Raw genomic sequence first — 19,427 nt, 5'->3', positions numbered from 1 at the left:
CGGCCGGTTTCAAAACGAATAAAAGCAAGGTGAATCGAAGTCGGCGGCGTGCGCGTCAGGCGACCTGCTCGACGGGTGCTGAGGGCTGCATTCCGAGCAGCGACTCGAGTCGGAAGGTGAAGTCGACCGAAAGCGCCTGAGCCGCCTCCGTTTCGACACGTACGGTCAGGTCGACCGATGTCTGCCGACCCGGCCCGCCGATTGCCATGTGGGTGATCACCAATGGGACGCCGGCAGCGATCCTTCGTCCGGATGGTTTGCCGGGATCACTCGCGACGGTCATCGCGTACAGGTCCTGCCGGCCGACGGATCGGGCGAAGCCGCCCGGACCCACGCCGGTGCCGCCTTGGCGGTTCATGAAGAGTCCGGACAGCGCGCCCACCACTCCGAGCATGATCGAGAGGGTTATCCCGGTTGTCGTGCCGATGACAGCACCGATGATGTTGTCTCCGAATAGCGATCCGACGCCCTGCCCCAGGGACATGCCCAATGCGATCTGAACGTCAGGCTCTCGCAACACGGCGTTGATCACCACGTCTTTGAGCTGATCCAACGGCATTCCGCCCAGCAGATCGACGGCGATGCTGTAGACCAGCTTGACGATGGCCGCTCTGGCCAGCAAGGACATCACCGCCACCTTGGTGACCTGGCCCGCGACGCCGTCCAGGAACGGGCTGGTGATGCCATTGTCTTTGAGAAGGTTGACTACGACGATTTGTGCCGCTATCCCGGCCGCCACCAGTACCGAGCCGTTGGTGAGGATTGACCGCACAGACTCCGGGATGATGGCGTTCAGCGCCGCGGTGAAGGCGGGGTTGGCCTGCAGCGCCGCCAACGCGGTCTGCAGAGCAGCGGACAGTTCGGTGCCGTCGAGTACCGCGTCGGCGAACTGATTCGCGGCACCGATCACCGCGGTGGTGAACCCTGAATAGGCCAAGAAGTCGGTGACAGTCGAGCCGAGCACGGATGCGAGGACCTCGACGGCGGCGCTGTTCGCCAGCAGGGCAACGATGGCGCTGCCGATCGTCGGACCGAGTTGGTCCCCGACGAAGGCCCGCACGACCGCGCTGCCGGCAAGGTCGGTGATCAATGTGGTGATCGTCGTGCCGATCGCCTGCTGAATCGACGGGATGCTCAACAAGGTCGTATTGACCAGCTCGAGGATGGCCGCGACGGTCGTCTTCAGCCCACCGGTTATTGCCAGGTTCAATCGCAGCTGTTCAAGGACCACGGGCCACACTGTCGACAGGTCTTGGCCGGCGACGATTGCCCTCACGATCTGACCGGCAACCACGGCCAAGGAGCCGGGTACTCCGATCTGGCTGAAGAACTCCGGCAGCACCGAGCCGATCACTACAGCCAGTCCACTGCTCATTCCTGGTGCTGCCAACAACGTCTGCACGGCCTGACCAACTGCGGTGCTGACCGGCCCGGCGATGGGATTGCCCGCCAGTGCCGACGCCACAAACGCCGTCACCTGCTGGACGGCGTACTGCTGCACCACCGCATCGGTGAGAAGCTGGTTGACCATCGTCGACAACGCCGAGCCGACCGCCTGCCACACCGCGGCATCAGCCAACGCCACCTGCACCGCCATGACAACGACTGTCTGCGCCGCACCTTGGATCTGGATATTCGCCCGAAGCTGCGCCAACGCTGTAGCCAGAGCAGCCGAAAGATCTTGCCCGGCAACCACAGCCGCAGCCAGACCACCCGCGGCGTCCGCCAACGCGACCGGAACCCCCGGCTGACTTAGAATCGTCGGCAACGCAGCACCCACCAACGCCGCCAACCCACCCGTGATCGCCGGCACCGTCAACAACGTCTGCACAGCCTGACCAACCGCCGCACTCACCGGCCCGGCGATCGGGTTGCCCGCCAGCGCCGACGCCACAAACGCCGTCACCTGCTGGACGGCGTACTGCTGCACCGTCGCATCGGTGAGAAGCTGGTTGACCATCGTCGACAACGCCGAGCCGACCGCCTGCCACACCGCGGCATCCGTCAACGCCGCCTGCACCGCCATCGTCGTCACGACATCGACAGCATGCTGAATATCAACATTCGCTCGCAATTCGGCGAGCGCTGTAGCCAGAGCGGCCGAAAGATCCTGCCCGGCAACCACAGCCGCAGCCAGACCACCCGCGGCGTCCGCCAACGCGACCGGCACCCCCGGCTGACCCAACACCGTCGGCAACGCAGCACCCACCAACGCCGCCAACCCACCCGTGATCGCCGGCACCGTCAACAACGTCTGCACAGCCTGACCAACCGCCGCACTCACCGGCCCGGCGATCGGGTTGCCCGCCAGCGCCGACGCCACAAACGCCGTCACCTGCTGGACGGCGTACTGCTGCACCACCGCATCAGTGAGGAGTTGGTTGGCCATCGTCGACAACGCCGAGCCGACCACCTGCCACACCGCGGCATCCGTCAACGCCGCCTGCACCGCCATCGTCGTCACGACATCAGCAGCATGCTGAATATCAACATTCGCTCGCAATTCGGCGAGCGCTGTAGCCAGCGCAGCCGAAAGATCCTGCCCGGCAACCACAGCCGCAGCAAGACCACCCGCGGCGTCCGCCAACGCGACCGGCACCCCCGGCTGACTTAGAATCGTCGGCAACGCAGCACCCACCAACGCCGCCAACCCACCCGTGATCGCCGGCACCGTCAACAACGTCTGCACAGCCTGACCAACCGCGGTACTCACCGGCCCGGCGATCGGATTGCCCACCAGCGCCGACGCCACAAACGCCGTCACCTGCTGAGCGGCGTACTGCTGCACCACCGCATCAGTGAGAAGCTGATTGACCATCGTCGACAACGCCGAGCCGACCACCTGCCACACCGCCAGATCGCTCAGCAGCGCGTTCACCGTCGTGGACGTGGTGGCCTGCACGGCGTTCTGAACAACGGGATCACCCTGCAACGCAGCCAACGCGGCGGCCAGCGCCGCCGACGGGGCTGTCCCCGAGAAGACCGCACTGGCCAGCGTGCCCGCAGTAGCCGACAGTGCACCAACCAGACCCGGCTGCGCCAGGAATCCGGGAACCAATCCACCTAGCACCGTGGCGATTTCGCCGGTGAACGTCGTGCTCGCCAGCAGCGTCTGCACCGCTTGACCAACCGCGGTACTCACCGGCCCGGCGATCGGATTACCCGCCAGCGCCGACGCCACAAACGCCGTCACCTGCTGAGCGGCGTACTGCTGCACCACCGCATCAGTGAGAAGCTGATTGACCATCGTCGACAACGCCGAGCCGACCACCTGCCACACCGCCAGATCGCTCAGCAGCGCGTTCACCGTCGTGGACGTGGTGGCCTGCACGGCGTTCTGAACAACGGGATCACCCTGCAACGCAGCCAACGCGGCGGCCAGCGCCGCCGACGGGGCTGTCCCCGAGAAGACCGCACTGGCCAGCGTGCCCGCAGTAGCCGACAGTGCACCAACCAGACCCGGCTGCGCCAGGAATCCGGGAACCAATCCACCTAGCACCGTGGCGATTTCGCCGGTGAACGTCGTGCTCGCCAGCAGCGTCTGCACCGCTTGACCAACCGCGGTACTCACCGGCCCGGCGATCGGATTACCCGCCAGCGCCGACGCCACAAACGCCGTCACCTGCTGAGCGGCGTACTGCTGCACCACCGCATCAGTGAGAAGCTGATTGACCATCGTCGACAACGCCGAGCCGACCACCTGCCACACCGCCAGATCGCTCAGCAGCGCGTTCACCGTCGTGGACGTGGTGGCCTGCACGGCGTTCTGAACAACGGGATCACCCTGCAACGCAGCCAACGCGGCGGCCAGCGCCGCCGACGGGGCTGTCCCCGAGAAGACCGCACTGGCCAGCGTGCCCGCAGTAGCCGACAGTGCACCAACCAGACCCGGCTGCGCCAGGAATCCGGGAACCAATCCACCTAGCACCGTGGCGATTTCGCCGGTGAACGTCGTGCTCGCCAGCAGCGTCTGCACCGCTTGACCAACCGCGGTACTCACCGGCCCGGCGATCGGATTGCCCACCAACGCCGACGCCACAAACGCCGTCACCTGCTGAGCGGCGTACTGCTGCACCACCGCATCAGTGAGAAGCTGATTGACCATCGTCGACAACGCCGAGCCGACCACCTGCCACACCGCCAGATCGCTCAGCAGCGCGTTCACCGTCGTGGACGTGGTGGCCTGCACGGCGTTCTGAACAACGGGATCACCCTGCAACGCAGCCAACACGGCGGCCAGCGCCGCCGACGGGGCTGTCCCCGAGAAGACCGCACTGGCCAGCGTGCCCGCAGTAGCCGACAGTGCACCAACCAGACCCGGCTGCGCCAGGAATCCGGGAACCAATCCACCTAGCACCGTGGCGATTTCGCCGGTGAACGTCGTGCTCGCCAGCAGCGTCTGCACCGCTTGACCAACCGCGGTACTCACCGGCCCGGCGATCGGATTACCCGCCAACATCGTCGCCACGTAATCAGTGACTTGTGTGCCGGCAACCTGCTGCACTACCGGAGACACCGCGAGTCCGGAAACCACACTGCTGATGAACGTGCCCACGGCTGAGGGCACCGATCCGGACAGCAGACTCGTCACCAGCGCGCTGAAGGTCACCTGCGCGGCCGACGGCAAGGTGTTGGGCGGCGCGGGCAGCGGCGACCCGTCGACGACGCTCAGCAGGTAGTTGGCGACGAGGTTGGCCAACGTGCTGCTGACTCCTGGTTGCGCCATGAATGTGGTGTAAGCGGTGCCGAATTGGCTTGCCACGCTTCCACCGACCGACGCCAGCAGCGCGACGATGGCCGAGCTGACGACCGTGCTCACCACTGGTGCAGCGGGACTCATGCCGGGCGGCAACGAACCGGCGGCCAGCTGGCCGAGATAGTCCGCGAGAGCCGTCGAGCTGACCGGAGTCGCCCATGACGGGGACGTCGACCCGGTCAGCACATTGATCGCACCGGTGAACGCCGTTCCGAACTGCTGCTGGACCGCGGGGTTGGCGAAGAACGCACTGAGCGAATCCTCGACCGGCGTGCCGATCATGTCCTGCAGGGTTTGCTTGAAGTCGAACCCACTGAAGATGAAGTGCGCCAGCCAGTCCGCGAGCCCCAAGAAGCTCGTGGGCAGCGGCACTGACGAAAAGACCGGGGTCAGCGCGTCCGCCACGGTTTGATTGCCCAGCGATTCTTGCAGGAAGTATGCGACCGCATTACCCAGGGTGGCTCGCAGGTCCGGCGGCAGAGCGGCCAGCGCCGAGTTGCCGGCGACCGTCGAGGATATCCAGGTGAGCATCGTCGGGTCGGTGACCAGATTCTGCACCGTCGACGGCAACAGTCCCAGATCGTTGAACATCAACGCGTCCAGAATCGTGAAGAACGCTGATCCTACCAGCTTGGCGATCGGACCCGCCGAAGGATCGAAAGCCGTTACCAGAGAGGCGATTCCGTCGATGATCAACGGCTGTGCCGCTGCCATCGCGGCTTGTAGCGCATAGCAGAACGGGTCGATCCCACACCCGCTGAACGACAGATCTGCGACCGCCAAAGCCATCGTCACGGTTCGCGCCGCTGCCGCTCCGGGCGGCGCGGCCATTCCGCCGTCCCGCCCGAACAGCAGGCCGCCCTTGCCGCCCATGCCGCCCATGCCGGCGGTCCCCAACGGCAGGGATGCTTGCCCACCCGCGCCGGCGTCGCCGCCGTTACCGGCCAGCAGCGCCGCGCGGCCACCATCACCGCCGGCGCCGCCGGCGTCCGCACCGGCTCCGCCACGGCCGCCCATACCACCGTTGCCGTAGACGAGGCCGCCACTACCGCCATTGCCGCCGTGACCGCCGGCCCCGCTTTCGGTGCCGCCACGTCCGCCGTCACCACCGGCGCCGCCCGAGCCTCGGATCGAGAGCATTCCGGCGTCTCCGCCATTGCCTCCCGCGCCGCCGTTACCGGTCGCTCCTGCCGCGGCGCCGGTACCACCCTTGCCCCCGTCGCCGAAGAACAGGCCGCCCCTGCCGCCGTTGCCGCCGTCACCGTTGTTGATGCCGAGGGCACCGGTACCGCCGTCACCACCGTCACCGAACAAGCCCGCAGCGCCGCCGTCACCGCCGTTGAACCCGTTGCCGCCATTACCGCCGAAGAGTCCGGCGCTACCGCCGTTGCACGCCCCGCTGGTGCACGCGCCCGCGTAACCGGTGTAGCTGAAACCGTTGCCGAACAGGATTCCCGCGTCGGGATGATCGGCAGTTCCGTCGCCGACGAAGATGCGGATGAAGTCGGCGATCGGGTTCGGCGCCACGGCCGAGGCCCGCGCGGCGGCCGCCGGGTCAGACGACGTTTCACCGGTGCTCGCGCTGGACGCCGACGGGACTGTGCGTGCGGCGCGGGGCCGTTCACGCCTACTTGCAGCCAACGCCGCCCATGCCAGCGGACCGCCGATCGGAGCGTCGTCTTGTGCGCCCCCACCGAGGTGGTCACGCAGGCTGCCTCCCGTGCCCGACACCGAGCCCTGGGGCGCGACCGTCATGACCGCCGCGCCGGCCTCCTGGGCCGTCACGGTCTGTGAGTCAGCCGAAGTCGATGGGACGTCCGCAACCGTGGGCACGCCCTGAGCACTGTTCGCGCGTCCCACCGATGGCCGCGAGGAGAGCTGCTCGATGGGCTCGGATTCGGCGGGTGACGCCGCGGCGGTGGTCAGCCCGGAAGTCTTGCCCTTCCCGGCGTCTGGGGCGGACGGGACCGCCGCGCGTCGTTTCGGTGCCGGATCAGTGGCGCTGCCGGAGTTCGTGGCAGGGTTCGACCCGCGACCGGTCCTTCCGGCGCCCGACTGCTGACCTGTCGGATCGGAAGCGGAATCGGTCGCGGTCCCGGTTCCGTTGATTCGCGGCCTGTGCGGTGTGCCAACGGACTTCTGCGGCCCGGATGGTGTGGGCGATCCCGCCTGATTGGCGGTACCGGTGTCGGCGGCGGCGACGGCCGGGAACCCCACGACCACAACGCCGACGCCCAGGGCCACCGCCAACGCGCCCACCCGACCGATGGGAGGGGTCGAACGGGCTACCGGAACCAACGACCACCCGCCCGCGGCGTCCTCAACCGGCCGCACCATGCCTGTCGAAATTCGATGCCGGCCCCCGACAGACCTGGCCCGCCGGAGGTGACGCGTGGACTCCCCCTGCCCGGCGGCCGCAGTCATCGACGTGGTCCGGTCACCACGCGAATCAGGCTGCCTCGCGCGCCATCGCTCGCTTGCAGCAATGAGTCAGCCCTCATCGCATCGCCCCTCCGACAGCTATGCAGCAAATGTTCGCCTGAGCTATATCACATAATCGTGCCGTTGGTGTGGGATCGCTGACGTCCTGAACAATTACCTTCAGCAGATGGTCCGCTAGATCAAATGGATTGAGTCGCAGTAAGGGACGGGCGAACAGAACCAACGAGGGCAATCAGGGGCATATTGGTTGATCGGTGAACAATCGGTGGCGTCGCCGTGTCTTTACGGGGAGCGTCACACCTGGCAAACCAAACGCAGGCGATGCCGCGATCCCGCTCGTCGACATCGACGCATCTGCGCGCTCAACCGCCGCTGACGTCGAGGCCGTGCGCGGCCGCGAACGCCAGCGCCTGCGCGATGTCGATGCGTGCCCCCCGGCACGCCGCGGTGGTCCACAGCGTCGGGTCGATGCGTGCGCCCCGCAGGTCGGCCTGCTCCAGCCGCAGGCCGTTGGTCCGCGCGCCGGTCAGATCCGCGCCGCGCAGCACCGCCTTGCGCAGATCGGCCTGCACCAGGCCGGCTTCGCGCAACCGGCATCCGGACAGGTCGACCCCGCGCAGGTCGGCGCCGCCGAGGACCGCGAGCGTGAAATCGACCTCGTCACAGACGATCGGGCGAAGGCGACAGTCTTCGAACGTCGAGCCGAGCATACTGCAATTCCGGAAGGTGCTGTGCCAGAGAGTGGTTCGCAGAAACCGGCAGTTGCGGAACGCCGACCCCTGATGAATGGACTCGGACAGGTTCGCGCCGCCGAAGTCACATTCGGTGAACACCACCTGTTCGGTGTGCAGGCCGGAGAGATCCTCGTCGCGAAAGTCGTGGCCGACGAATTCGCGGTCGGTCCAGTGCTGCACGGGCGGCTCTAACTGGCCAGGCCGGCCAGCGCGTACTCACTGATCGCGATCAGCGCATCGGTCGCCGACTTGCGGTCTCTGGCATCGACGGTCACCACCGGAGTGGTCTCCGGCAAGGTCAGCGCCCGGCGCACTTCATCAGTGGGATACCTTGGTGCACCGTCGAATTCGTTGACTGCGATCAGGAACGGCATCTTTCGGTGCTCGAAGAAGTCGACGGCGGCGAAGCTGTCCTGCAGGCGGCGCACATCGACCAGGATGATCGCCCCGATCGCGCCGCGCACCAGGTCGTCCCACATGAACCAGAACCGGCGCTGGCCCGGTGTGCCGAACAGGTAGAGCACCAGGTCCTGGTCGAGGGTGATACGGCCGAAGTCCATGGCCACCGTCGTCGTCGACTTGCCCGGGGTGGCGTCCAGCGCGTCCACCGAGGCGGAGGTGTCGGTCACCATCGCCTCGGTGCGCAACGGCATGATCTCCGACACCGCCCCGACGAATGTGGTCTTGCCTGCGCCGAACCCACCTGCGACGACGATCTTCGTCGACGCGGATGATCGCCCCTCAGAGGGCTCGTAGGCCACGAAGGGTCCTTCCTATCAGGCTGCGGCGCTCGTCCGATGTCGAGCGGTCGGTCAAAGTGGTCTCTACCCGAAGATAACCCGCCGTCACCAGGTCACCGACGAGGACGCGCGCGACGCCGAGCGGAAGATCCAATAGCGCTGAGATTTCGGCCACAGATGGGCGGTCGACGCACAGCTCGCAGATGCGCCCGCGCATGTCACCCGACGGCCAGTGCTGCTCTTCCGCCGACGGCATCGTGGTGATCGGCGCCTCGATCGGGAGTTCGACGGAGGTGTCGGTGCGTCCCGCGGTCAGCGTGTAGGGGCGCACCAGGTTCGCCTCGGCATCACCGGTCACGACGGTTGCGCGGCCCGCCGTGACGACGAGACGACATTGCCCACTCGTTCAACCAAAACCGCCATCTCGTAACCGATTTGGCCGATGTCACAGTTCGGAGCGGCCAGTGTGGCCAGGTGAGATCCGTCGCCCACCCGCATGACCAGCAGGAAGCCGCCGGCCATCTCGACCACCGATTGCAGGACCTGGCCCGCCTCGAAGAGCTGCGCGGCCCCGGCGGCCAGGCTGGCCAGGCCGGACGTCACCGCGGCGAGCTGCTCGGCGCGTTCCCGCGGCAGTTGCTCGCTGGCCGCGATCAGCAGCCCGTCGACCGACACCAGCACCGCGTGTGAGACACCGGGCACCTCACGGGCGAAGTTGGAAACCAGCCAGTCGAGTGAATTGTTCTGTGGCCGCTGGGGCAAGGTCATGTGTGGTCTTTTCCGTTCTCTGCGGACCCGGCCTGGAGGTCGGAACGCGCGGCCCGCACGCCACCGAAGTGGCTGCTGAACGAGGACCGGACCGCGTCGGGATCACGTTGCGGGAGAGCAGGTGCCGAGACCGGCTCCGCGGCGCCGGGCACCAGCCGGGCGCCGGGATCGCGCACCGGCAGGCCGTGTTCGGTGTGGTCCTGCACCGGCACGTTGTCCACCTCGGCTGCGGTCTCCCAGCCGTTGTCCCACACCGACTTCCAATCCTGAGGCACCGCGATGGTGTGCGGGTCGACCATCAGCTCGTTGAGCATTTTCTGGTAGATGAAGTCGGTGTCGGTGTCCTCGAAATCGGGTGCCGACAGGTCGGCGGCCAGCACATCCATGTCGCTGATGTCGAGGTGCTCCTCGCGCGCCTCCTCGGCGCGGGCACGCGCGGTGAAGAAGCGCGAGGTGTCCGAGGCGTGCTCGTTCTCGGCAACGGATCCCGCGTCGGCGAACCACAGTGAGGGCTGCGGCTCGGGTTCGGGCTCGGGCTTCGGTTGTGGCGTTGGCGCGCCGGTGATCCCGCTGGAACCCGGTGAGCGTCGCGGTAGGCCGCTCGAGTCGACGACGCCGGGCTCGACCACCGCCGGGAACGGCGCGGCGGGCGCGTCTTCCTCGACAGCTGGTTCAGTCGGCGCGTCGTAGCGGCGGGCGTCGTCCCCGATCGCCTCGCCGTGCTCGAGCAGTTTGGCCGGGATGTAGAGCTCGGCGGTGGTCCCCGACGACGGCTCCCCCTCGACGGCGTTGCGCAGCCGCACCTCCATGCCGTGCATGTGCGCCAGCCGGCCAACCACGAACAGGCCCATGTGCCGGGTGTTGTCCTGGCTGACCTCGCCGCCGGCGTGCAGCCGCATGTTGGCGATCCGCAGGTCGCTGTCGGTCATGCCGATGCCGTCGTCGTGCACCTCGATCAGTACCCCGGCGTTACTGGTGTGCCCCGCGCTGACACGCACCGGCGAGATCGGCGGTGAATAGCGCAGTGCGTTGTCGATCAATTCGGCGAGCATGTGTACCGCGTCGGCGGAGACGCGCCCGATCAGGGCCGAGTCTGGCACCTCGCCGACCTCCACCCGCTTGTAGTCCTCGACTTCGGAGACCGCGGCGTTGACGGCATTGGCCAACGGCAAGGACTCGCGGTGGTCGCGGGACACCTGCGCACCCGCCAGCACCAGCAGGTTGGAGCCGATGCGGCGCATCCGGGTGGCCAGGTGATCGAGCCGGAAGAGGTTGTCGAGCCGCTCGGGATCCTTCTCATTGCGTTCCAGCCGGTCGATGAGCGAGAGCTGCTGGTCGACCAGCGAGCGATTGCGGCGCGACATCGTCTCGAACATCTCGTTGATCACCAGCCGCAGCCGGGCCTCGTCACCGGCCAGCAGCAGTGCCTGGGTGTGCAGCTCGTCGACCGCATGGGCGACCTGGCCGACCTCCTCGGTGGTGTAGACCGGCAGCGGCTCGGGTTCACGCTCGTCGCCGGCCCGGACCCGGGCGATGCCCTGCTCCAGATCGGTGTGCGCGACGCGCAACGCGCTGTCGCGCAGAATGCGCAGCGGACGGACCAGGGACCGCGCGACCAGGTACACCACGACCAGCGCCGCGATGAACGCGGCCAGCACCAGCAGGGCGTCGCGGATGACGGCGTGCCTGCGGTCGGTCGCCATCTGCTGCACCGACGAGGTGACCTCATCGGTGGTGCTCGCGACGACCTTCTCCGCGATGGCGTCGGTGGCCTGCAGCGACTGACGCAGGTCGGCATTGCCGGCCAGGGTGGCGTCAGGGCTGGACATGATGCCCATCCGGCCGACCATCTGGCTCTGCAGCGTCTTGGCCTCCGGAGAGCCGACGCCGAGCACCTGGCTCATTCCGAACAACGTCGAGGGTTCCGTGCCGGCCAGCGTGATCATCGACGTGCGCAGCTCCGGCTCGGGCAGGTCGCCGCCCTGTTCGACGAGCAGCTCCTGCATGAACATCTGTCCGCGAGCGCCGACCGCACGGCTCAGGCCCTGGGTCTGAGCGAGCAGTTTTTCGTCGTCCAGGCGCACCGATCCGTTGATGGCGTCCTCGGCGGTCAGCAGGATCGGCGCGTAGCCGGTGATCCGGTCACGCAGCCCGATGGTGTTGGCCGACACCGCGCCCACCAGCTGTTGGCCACCGGTGAGCAGGTTGGTCACGCCGGTCCGGACGTCGGGTGCGACGTCGGTGCTGTTCAGCTTGTTCTGTAGTGCGGCCTTGTTCTTGTCGAATGTGTTTGCCGCCGATTGGGTGTCCCCGTTCGACGAGTACGCCAGAAGCACGCCCTGCAGCGCACCGACGTAGCTCTCGATCACCGGGATCATCTGGACGCGATCGGCGGCGACCTGCAGATCCCGCGCCGAATTCACGCCATCCCAGATGCGGGCGCCGGCAAAGGCGAGCGCCAGCGCCAGCGGAACGGCCACGATCGCAAACACTTTGCCCCGCACGGGCCAGTTGCCCAGCGACCACCGCGACGGCCGCTTCGGCGGCACGGTTGTTGGCTGTTGAGTCTGAATCATCGGTGACTTCCTGGTCATCGCTGCCCGTGTTGCCCACAACGGAGCTGCGCATAACCCCTGGCAATTCGTCGAGTATGACAGCCAATGCCCAGCATCTCCAGAGTCGTTACTGAACAGAGAGATACCGGTGACCCCCGGTCAATTCACGTTGCGGGGTGCCGAGCAAATTGCGCTGCGGCACAACTGAGATCATCAACTCACACGAATTGCCTAAGCTGGCTTGAGCAGCGCGACGAGAAAGTCGGAGTCATCGGTAAACGGCCGCACATCCCAGGTGGACAGCAGCAGATCGACGGCGAACCCGGCTTCGACGGCGTCGTCCAGGAACTGGCTGTAGGAGTACTCGCGCCCGGCGCCGAAGCCGATGACCGCACGCCCGCCAGCCTTGAGGTGAGCACGCAGTCGCGACAGCACCTGCACCCGGGTGCTCGGCGCGAGGAACGTCATCACGTTGCCCGCCGACACGATGATGTCGAACTGCTCGGCGATGCCGCGCGCAGGCAGGTCCAATTCGGCGAGGTCACCAACGAGCCAGCGCGGGCCGGGATGATCGTGTTCGGCCGCCTCGACGAGTGCTGGATCGACGTCGACCCCGACCACCCGGTGACCGACGCCGGCCAGGTAGCCGCCTACCCGGCCGGAGCCACAGCCGGCGTCGAGAATATGGGAGCCTCGACGCGCCAGTGCGTCGACGAACCGGGCTTCGCCGACCACGTCGTCACCGGCGCGCTCCATCGCGCGGAAACGCTCGATGTACCAACGCGAATGTCCCGGATCAGCCGCGACTTTCTGCATCCAAAGACTGGTCTCGACCATGCCGCCATTATCCGCGTGACCGGAGGGTGGTCGTGTTCAGGCTGATGTTCTATTCGCCGCGGATCGCACCGAACACCGGTAATGCCATCCGCATGGTCGCGGCGACCGGATGTGAATTGCATCTGGTGGAGCCGTTGGGGTTCGACCTTTCCGAACCGAAGCTCCGCCGGGCCGGCCTGGACTATCACGACCTGGCGTCGGTGACGGTTCACGCCAACCTGGAGCAGGCGTGGGCCGCGGTGGCCGGCGCGCGGGTATACGCGTTCACCGCGCATGCCACGCGGTCGTCGTTCGATATCGCCTACGAGCCGGGCGACGTCATGCTGTTCGGACCGGAGCCGACGGGTTTGGATGCGGCGACGCTCGCCGACCCGCACATCACCCAACAGGTGCGGATCCCGATGCTGGCGGGCCGGCGGTCGCTGAATCTGTCGAACGCCGCCGCGGTGGTGGCCTACGAAGCGTGGCGCCAGCACGGCTTCGAAGGTGGGATCTAGCTCACCAGGTGTCCCAGTGGGTGAGCTCCTCGGCCGGCAGCCGCTTGGCCTTCTTGAAGTCGGTGCCCTTGGTGTAAGCGATGGGCCAGAGGCCGCCCTGGGTGTACCGGTCGAACGGGATGCCGAGCAGTTCGGCGGCCTGCTTTTCGCCGTCCCCGATCAGGTGCAGCGTCGTGTACGCCGAGCCCAGCCCCCGCGACCGCAGGGCCAGCATGAAACTCCAGACGGCGGGGATGAGGGAACCCCAGTAGGACGCCTGCATGCCGGCGGGGGCGCCGTCCGGGCGGCCTTCCAGGCACGGGATCAGGAACACCGGAGCCTTCTCGAGGTTCTCATTGAGGTACTTGGCCGAGCTGAGCACCGAGTCCATCTGTGCATCGCGCATGTCGCCGCGGACCGGCGCGGGCATGTCGAGGTAGGGCGTGCCGGTGGCCCGGTAGATATCGGCCAGCGCCTTCTTCTTGGCGGGGTCCTCGACGAAGACCCACTGCCAGCCTTGGGCATTGGAGCCTGTCGGCGCCTGCAGGGCCAGATCCAGACACTCCATCAGCACCTCGCGCGGCACGGGCCGGTCGAAGTCGAGCCGCTTGCGCACCGATCGGGTGGAAGTCAGAAGTTCATCAACGGTCAGATCGAGTGTCATGAGCTGAGACTACATTCGGCGTTATGGCAACTGAACTGACTTCAGAGGTGGTCGATCGGCTCACCCACGACAAGTACGGCTGGCTGACAACGGTGGCCAAATCCGGCCAGCCGGTGCCCAAGCTGGTGTGGTTCTTCTTCGACGGCACCGATGTCCTCGTCTACACGATGCCGAGCGCGGCCAAGGTGCGCCACATCGACGCGCATCCGCGCGTGAGCCTGAATCTGGATTCCGACGGCAACGGTGGCGGCATCATTGTCGTCGGCGGCCCGGCTACCGTCGACAGCGAGGACGCCGATCCCCGCGACGACGCCCCGTACTGGGCGAAATATGGTGCTCTGTCAGATCAATTCGGCCTCACAGCATCGATGGGCAGCTTCAACCTGCGGCTGCGGATCAGCATCGACAAGGTGTGGACCACACCGACTGAGTGATGCCGGCACGCTAGCTACCCCGCCCGAATCCGGCTGGCCAAGCAGCCCAACGATTTTCGCCCCGGCCGCGCCGCATTGTCGTTAGGGTACGGCGCCCACTACTGCTTAGGAGCGGCGCTGGCCCCCTAATGGAAATCGCCTCGGCCCTCCGGCACCTCCATTCGCGGCAGCCCGCCCTGGCCGGCACACCCACCTGCGCGATACCCCGCCATCCGTGGTCCGTTGACGCTGCCGATTGCCTTCGCGATCTAGCGGCGCAACGCTTTCCACAGATTCGACTTCGTCCACAGATTGATTTCGGCGTAAGTTTTTGTCGGGCGGGCGAGATATTGTTCGAACATGAGTTCGATCACGATGGCGTTGGATGCGCTGGACGCCGCGGTCGAATTGTTGGGCGCCGCTGATATCGAGGAATTGCCCGCGCCGGAGCGGTTCGCGGCAATGGAGCGGCTGGAACGTGCGGTGCGCCGCCAGGTCGCGGTATCACACGATCAGATCACCCATTTGGAGCGCTACGAGGGCTGTCCGCCGATCGCGATCGTGCTGGCAGACGCGCTTCGGATCAGCCGTGCCACCGCCAAGCGCCGGGTCCGCGATGCCGAACAGTTGACGCCTCGCACAACGTTGACCGGCGAGCAGTTGCAGCCGCTGTTGCCTGCGACGGGGAAAGCCTGGGAGGCCGGCCATCTCGACGGGGAGCATGTGCGGGTCATTCAGAAGTTCTTTCGTGAGCTACCCGATCATGTCAGCCCTGCAGAGATCGAGAAGGCCGAACGCACGCTCGCCGAGCATGCGCAGACCATGCGGCCCGATCAGCTTGAAAAGGTCGCCGACCGGCTGGCCACCCACCTCAACCCCGATGGCAATTTTTCTGAGGAGGACCGAGCCCGTAAGCGCGGGTTCCTGTGGTGCGGTGGTCAGCGCGCCGATGGCATGAGCGTCGGGAAGTTGGTGGCCGACCCCGAGCTGCGGGCGATGCTGGACGCGTGGTTGGCGAAATTCGCCGCACCCAACCCCGACAGTGAAGAGCCCGATCTGCGTAGTCACGCGCAACGCCAACATGATGCGCTGGCGGACTTGGTGCGCGGTCGGTTGGGAGATCCGAAACTCGGTCAGCACAATGGTCTTCCGGTGACCATGATCGTCACCACCACCTTGCAGGAACTACAAGCCGGCGCCGGCCACGCGGTCACCGCCGGCGGCACCTTGATCCCGATCACCGACCTGATCCGGATGGCGACCCCCGCCAACCACTACCTGGCGGTGTTCGACGGCGCCACCGGGCAGTCGCTATGGCTCGGCCGCAGCAAGCGGTTGGCCTCGGCGGACCAACGAATCATGTTGCTGGCCAAGTACCGCGGCTGCACCGCGCCAGGTTGCACGGTCAACGGCTACAACAGCCAGGTCCACCACGCTGCCAAGGACTGGAAGCATGGCGGCAGTACCGACATCGACGACCTCACGCTGGCGTGCAAATGCGACAACCTGCTGGTCGAAAACGACGGCTGGACCACCCAGCAACTCCCCAACGGCCAAACCCACTGGATGCCGCCGCCCGATGTTCCGCTCATCGGCGGCACCAACGACTACCACCACCCCGAACGCCTGCTACCCAAAGACGACGAAAAGGACTAGCTCACCGGAAATCCCGCGAGCGCGAGCCGACCTTCATCGTGATGCGGCCCATCCGCTCGGCCACCACGGTCACCGCCCCGGTGGCGTTCTGCACCTGTCCGCGAATCAGCAGCGCCGCCGCGGTCTGAGCCAGTTTGCGATGCCGGTTCCAAACCCCCGGCGTGCACAGCACATTGACCATGCCGGTCTCGTCCTCGATGTTCATGAACGTCACGCCCTGGGCGGTGGCCGGCCGTTGGCGGTGCGTCACCGCCCCGGCGATCAGCACCCGGCTGCCGTCGGGCACGTCCAACAACCGATCGGCAGGAACCACTCCCAACGCATCGAGGTCTTCGCGCAGGAACTGAGTCGGATAGCTGTCCGGCGAAATGCCGGTGGCCCACACGTCGGAGGCGGCCAACTCCACCTCGGTCATGCCGGGTAACGCCGGCACGTGCGACGACGAGCCGACGCCGGGCAACCGGTCGGGACGCTGGGTCGCTGCCGCACCGGCCGCCCATAGTCCCTCCCGGCGAGTGACCGAGAAGCAGCCCAATGCCCCCGCGGTGGCCAGCGCCTCGGTCTGTGGCACCGAAAGCTGCACGCGTCCAGTCAGATCCAGTAGCGAGGCATACCGGCCGCCGGCCTCACGCTCGTCGACGATGCGTTGAGCCAGTTCGTCACCGATGTGCCGCACGGTGGCCAATCCCAGCCGAACCTCCATCCCGGTGTTCTCCAGGGTGGGGTGCGCCAGGCTGGCGTTGATGTCGGGTCCGTGCACGGTGACCCCGTGCCTGCGGGCGTCGGCAACCAGCGACTGCGGCGAGTAGAAGCCCATCGGCTGAGCGCGCAGCAGCGCGGCGCAGAACGCCGCCGGGTGGTACAGCTTGAACCACGAGGAGTAGTACACCAGCGAGGCGAAGCTCAGCGAATGACTCTCCGGGAAACCGAAATTGGCGAACGCTTCGAGTTTGTCGTAGATCCGGTCGGCAATCTCGCCGGTGATGCCGTGACGCTCGGCCATCCCGGCGTAGAACCGGTCACGGAGCCGCCGCATCTTCTCGGTGGAACGCTTGGAGCCCATGGCCCGGCGCAGCTGGTCGGCCTCCGCGGCCGAGAAACCCGCGCAGTCCACCGCCAGCTGCATCAGTTGCTCCTGGAACAACGGCACACCCAATGTCTTTCGCAGCGCCGGTTCCATCGACGGGTGGTCGTAGGTGACCTCCTCCAGGCCGTTGCGCCGCTTGATGTAGGGATGCACCGAGCCACCCTGGATAGGTCCGGGGCGGATCAGCGCCACCTCCACCACCAGGTCGTAGAACACCCGCGGCTTCAGCCGTGGAAGCGTGGCCATTTGGGCGCGCGACTCCACCTGGAACACCCCGACCGAATCCGCCTTCTGCAACATCTCGTAGACCGCGGGATCGGACAGGTCCAGGCGTGCCAGGTCGACCTCGATGCCCTTGTGTTCGGCCACCAGATCTATGCAGTAATGCAGCGCTGAAAGCATGCCGAGGCCGAGCATGTCGAACTTCACCAATCCGATTGCGGCACAGTCGTCTTTATCCCACTGCAGCACGCTACGATTCTCCATGCGCGCCCACTCCACCGGGCACACGTCGGCGATCGGGCGGTCACAGATCACCATGCCACCGGAATGGATGCCCATGTGCCTCGGCAGGTTCTTGATCTGGACCGCCAGGTCGACCACCGGCTCGGGGATGTCCTCGATGTCAGGTGAGTCGGCACCGGAGTGCCAGTGGCTGATCTGCTTGCTCCAGGCGTCCTGCTGGCCCTGCGAGAACCCGAGGGCACGAGCCATGTCGCGCACGGCACTCTTGCCACGGTAGGTGATGACGTTGGCGACCTGTGCGGCGTAGTCGCGTCCGTACCGGTCGTAGACGTACTGGATGGCCTTCTCCCGCAGGTCCGATTCGATGTCGATGTCGATATCGGGTGGCCCGTCACGGGCCGGGGACAGGAACCGTTCGAAGAGCAATTCGTTGGCGATCGGGTCGACGGCGGTAACACCGAGCGCGTAGCACACCGCGGAGTTGGCCGCCGAACCCCGCCCCTGGCACAGGATGTCGTTCTCCCGGCAGAACCGCGTGATGTCATGAACCACCAGGAAGTAGCCCGGGAACTTCAAGGTGGCGATGACCTCGAGCTCGCGCTCGAGCTGGGCGTAAGCCTCCGGCGCACCGGCGCGCGGCCCGTAGCGCCGGGCGGCACCGACCATCACCAGTTCACGCAGCCAGCTGTCCTCGGTGTGCCCGTCCGGCACGTCGAACGGGGGCAGTTGCGGCGCGATCAGTGCCAGCTCGAATGCGCACTGCTCACCGAGATAGGCTGCGGCGCTGACAGATTCGGGGTACTGCGCGAACAGCCGAGCCATCTCGTCACCGGACCGCAGGTGTGAGCCACCCAGCGGGGCCAGCCAACCGGCCGCCTCATCCAGGGACTGGCGCGCCCGGATCGCGCCCATGGCCATGGCCAGCCGACCGCGGCCCGGCTCGGCGAAGTGGGCTCCGGTGGTGGCGACGACCCCGACTCCGAACCGTGGAGCCAGTGCGGCCAGCGCGGCATTGCGCTCGTCGTCGAACGGATCGCCATGGCTGCTGATCTCGATGCTGACCCGGTCCCGGCCGAATCGATCCACCAGGTCGGCCAGGGCCGCGGCCGCCGCCTCCGGACCACCCTGTGAAAGTGCCTGCCGGACATGCCCTTTTCGACAACCGGTGAGAATGTGCCAATGCCCGCCTGCGGCCTCGGTGAGTGAGTCGTAGTCATAGCGGGGCTTGCCCTTCTCGCCGCCGGCCAGATGCGCGGCGGACAGCTGACGCGACAGCCGGCGGTAGCCCTCCGGGCCACGAGCCAACACCAGCAGGTGCGGGCCCGGCGGGTCGGGCACCTCGGTGCGGGCAGTATTGCTCAACGAGAGTTCGGCACCGAATACGGTGCGCATGTCGAGTTCCTTGGCAGCCTCGGCGAAGCGCACCACACCGTAGAGCCCGTCGTGGTCGGTCAGCGCAATGGCGCGCAGGTCCAGCCGCGACGCCTCCTCGACCAGTTCCTCTGGAGTGCTGGCCCCATCGAGGAAGCTGTAGGCCGAATGCGCATGCAGCTCGGCGTAAGGCACGGCCGACCGCTGCGTACGGTCGCCGATCGGCTCGTAGGGTTCCCGACGGCGCGACCACGCCGGGCTGTCCCCGCCGTCGGCGTGCGGCTCCCCGAGCGACAAGCCTGGCCGGCGCGGCTTGCCGTTGAGCACCCGCTCCATCTCGCCCCAGCTCGGCGGCCCGTTGAACCAGCTCACCGGTACAGCTTATCGAACATGTGTTCTACGGATCGGGCGCTGGGAAAAGTCGCCGGGAAAAGTAGACAAGGATGGAGTCGATGGGAACGAG

12 protein-coding genes are annotated in these 19,427 nt (G+C 66.8%); 3 read left to right on the top strand and 9 right to left on the bottom strand.

What is annotated here, in order from left to right:
* Positions 1-55: 55 nt before the first annotated feature.
* From AB431_RS07180 to AB431_RS07150, 7 genes are all read right to left on the bottom strand, one after another.
* On the bottom strand, positions 56-7,093 hold the full coding sequence (locus AB431_RS07180; RefSeq protein ID WP_047329353.1) for a hypothetical protein: 7,038 nt from the start codon (positions 7,091-7,093) through the stop codon (positions 56-58).
* 467 nt (positions 7,094-7,560) lie between these two features.
* Positions 7,561-8,112, bottom strand: a complete 552-nt coding sequence (locus AB431_RS07175; RefSeq protein WP_047329352.1) for a pentapeptide repeat-containing protein — start codon at positions 8,110-8,112, stop codon at positions 7,561-7,563.
* 8 nt (positions 8,113-8,120) lie between these two features.
* The gene (locus AB431_RS07170; protein ID WP_047329351.1) at positions 8,121-8,693 is read right to left on the bottom strand and encodes an ATP/GTP-binding protein; all 573 of its coding nucleotides are present in this window, start codon (positions 8,691-8,693) and stop codon (positions 8,121-8,123) included.
* Positions 8,674-9,030: a DUF742 domain-containing protein gene (locus AB431_RS07165; RefSeq protein WP_047329350.1), complete on the bottom strand. Its 357-nt coding sequence runs from the start codon at positions 9,028-9,030 to the stop codon at positions 8,674-8,676. The genes AB431_RS07170 and AB431_RS07165 overlap by 20 nt, the downstream gene beginning before the upstream one ends.
* Positions 9,027-9,440 carry a roadblock/LC7 domain-containing protein gene (locus tag AB431_RS07160; protein ID WP_047329349.1) on the bottom strand — a complete coding sequence of 138 codons (414 nt, stop codon included), beginning with the start codon at positions 9,438-9,440 and terminating at the stop codon, positions 9,027-9,029. The genes AB431_RS07165 and AB431_RS07160 overlap by 4 nt, the downstream gene beginning before the upstream one ends.
* Positions 9,437-12,016: a sensor histidine kinase gene (locus AB431_RS07155; RefSeq protein WP_082135580.1), complete on the bottom strand. Its 2,580-nt coding sequence runs from the start codon at positions 12,014-12,016 to the stop codon at positions 9,437-9,439. The genes AB431_RS07160 and AB431_RS07155 overlap by 4 nt, the downstream gene beginning before the upstream one ends.
* A gap of 210 nt (positions 12,017-12,226) precedes the next feature.
* Positions 12,227-12,832, bottom strand: coding sequence for a bifunctional 2-polyprenyl-6-hydroxyphenol methylase/3-demethylubiquinol 3-O-methyltransferase UbiG (locus AB431_RS07150; RefSeq protein ID WP_047329347.1), 606 nt, complete (start codon positions 12,830-12,832; stop codon positions 12,227-12,229).
* 32 nt (positions 12,833-12,864) lie between these two features.
* Here AB431_RS07150 and AB431_RS07145 point away from each other — a divergent pair, with 32 nt between their 5' ends.
* The gene (locus AB431_RS07145; RefSeq protein ID WP_047333170.1) at positions 12,865-13,329 is read left to right on the top strand and encodes a tRNA (cytidine(34)-2'-O)-methyltransferase; all 465 of its coding nucleotides are present in this window, start codon (positions 12,865-12,867) and stop codon (positions 13,327-13,329) included.
* Position 13,330: 1 nt separating this feature from the next.
* Here the strand turns inward: AB431_RS07145 and AB431_RS07140 are convergent, their stop codons facing one another.
* The gene (locus AB431_RS07140; RefSeq protein WP_047329346.1) at positions 13,331-13,972 is read right to left on the bottom strand and encodes a nitroreductase family protein; all 642 of its coding nucleotides are present in this window, start codon (positions 13,970-13,972) and stop codon (positions 13,331-13,333) included.
* 23 nt (positions 13,973-13,995) lie between these two features.
* Between AB431_RS07140 and AB431_RS07135 the strand changes: the two genes are divergently transcribed.
* Together AB431_RS07135 and AB431_RS07130 are read left to right on the top strand one after the other, a co-directional pair.
* Positions 13,996-14,406 (top strand): TIGR03667 family PPOX class F420-dependent oxidoreductase, encoded by a 411-nt coding sequence (locus AB431_RS07135; RefSeq protein ID WP_047329345.1) that lies wholly within the window; start codon positions 13,996-13,998, stop codon positions 14,404-14,406.
* Positions 14,407-14,745: 339 nt separating this feature from the next.
* Positions 14,746-16,041: an HNH endonuclease signature motif containing protein gene (locus AB431_RS07130; protein WP_047329344.1), complete on the top strand. Its 1,296-nt coding sequence runs from the start codon at positions 14,746-14,748 to the stop codon at positions 16,039-16,041.
* 1 nt (position 16,042) lies between these two features.
* Here the strand turns inward: AB431_RS07130 and AB431_RS07125 are convergent, their stop codons facing one another.
* Positions 16,043-19,336, bottom strand: a complete 3,294-nt coding sequence (locus AB431_RS07125) for an error-prone DNA polymerase (protein WP_047329343.1) — start codon at positions 19,334-19,336, stop codon at positions 16,043-16,045.
* Positions 19,337-19,427: the final 91 nt, after the last annotated feature.

It is taken from the genome of Mycobacterium sp. EPa45 (assembly GCF_001021385.1).
Classification (GTDB): Bacteria; Actinomycetota; Actinomycetes; order Mycobacteriales; family Mycobacteriaceae; genus Mycobacterium.
Note: the sequence above shows the minus strand (reverse complement) of the source record. Positions and strands in the feature narration are given on the sequence as shown.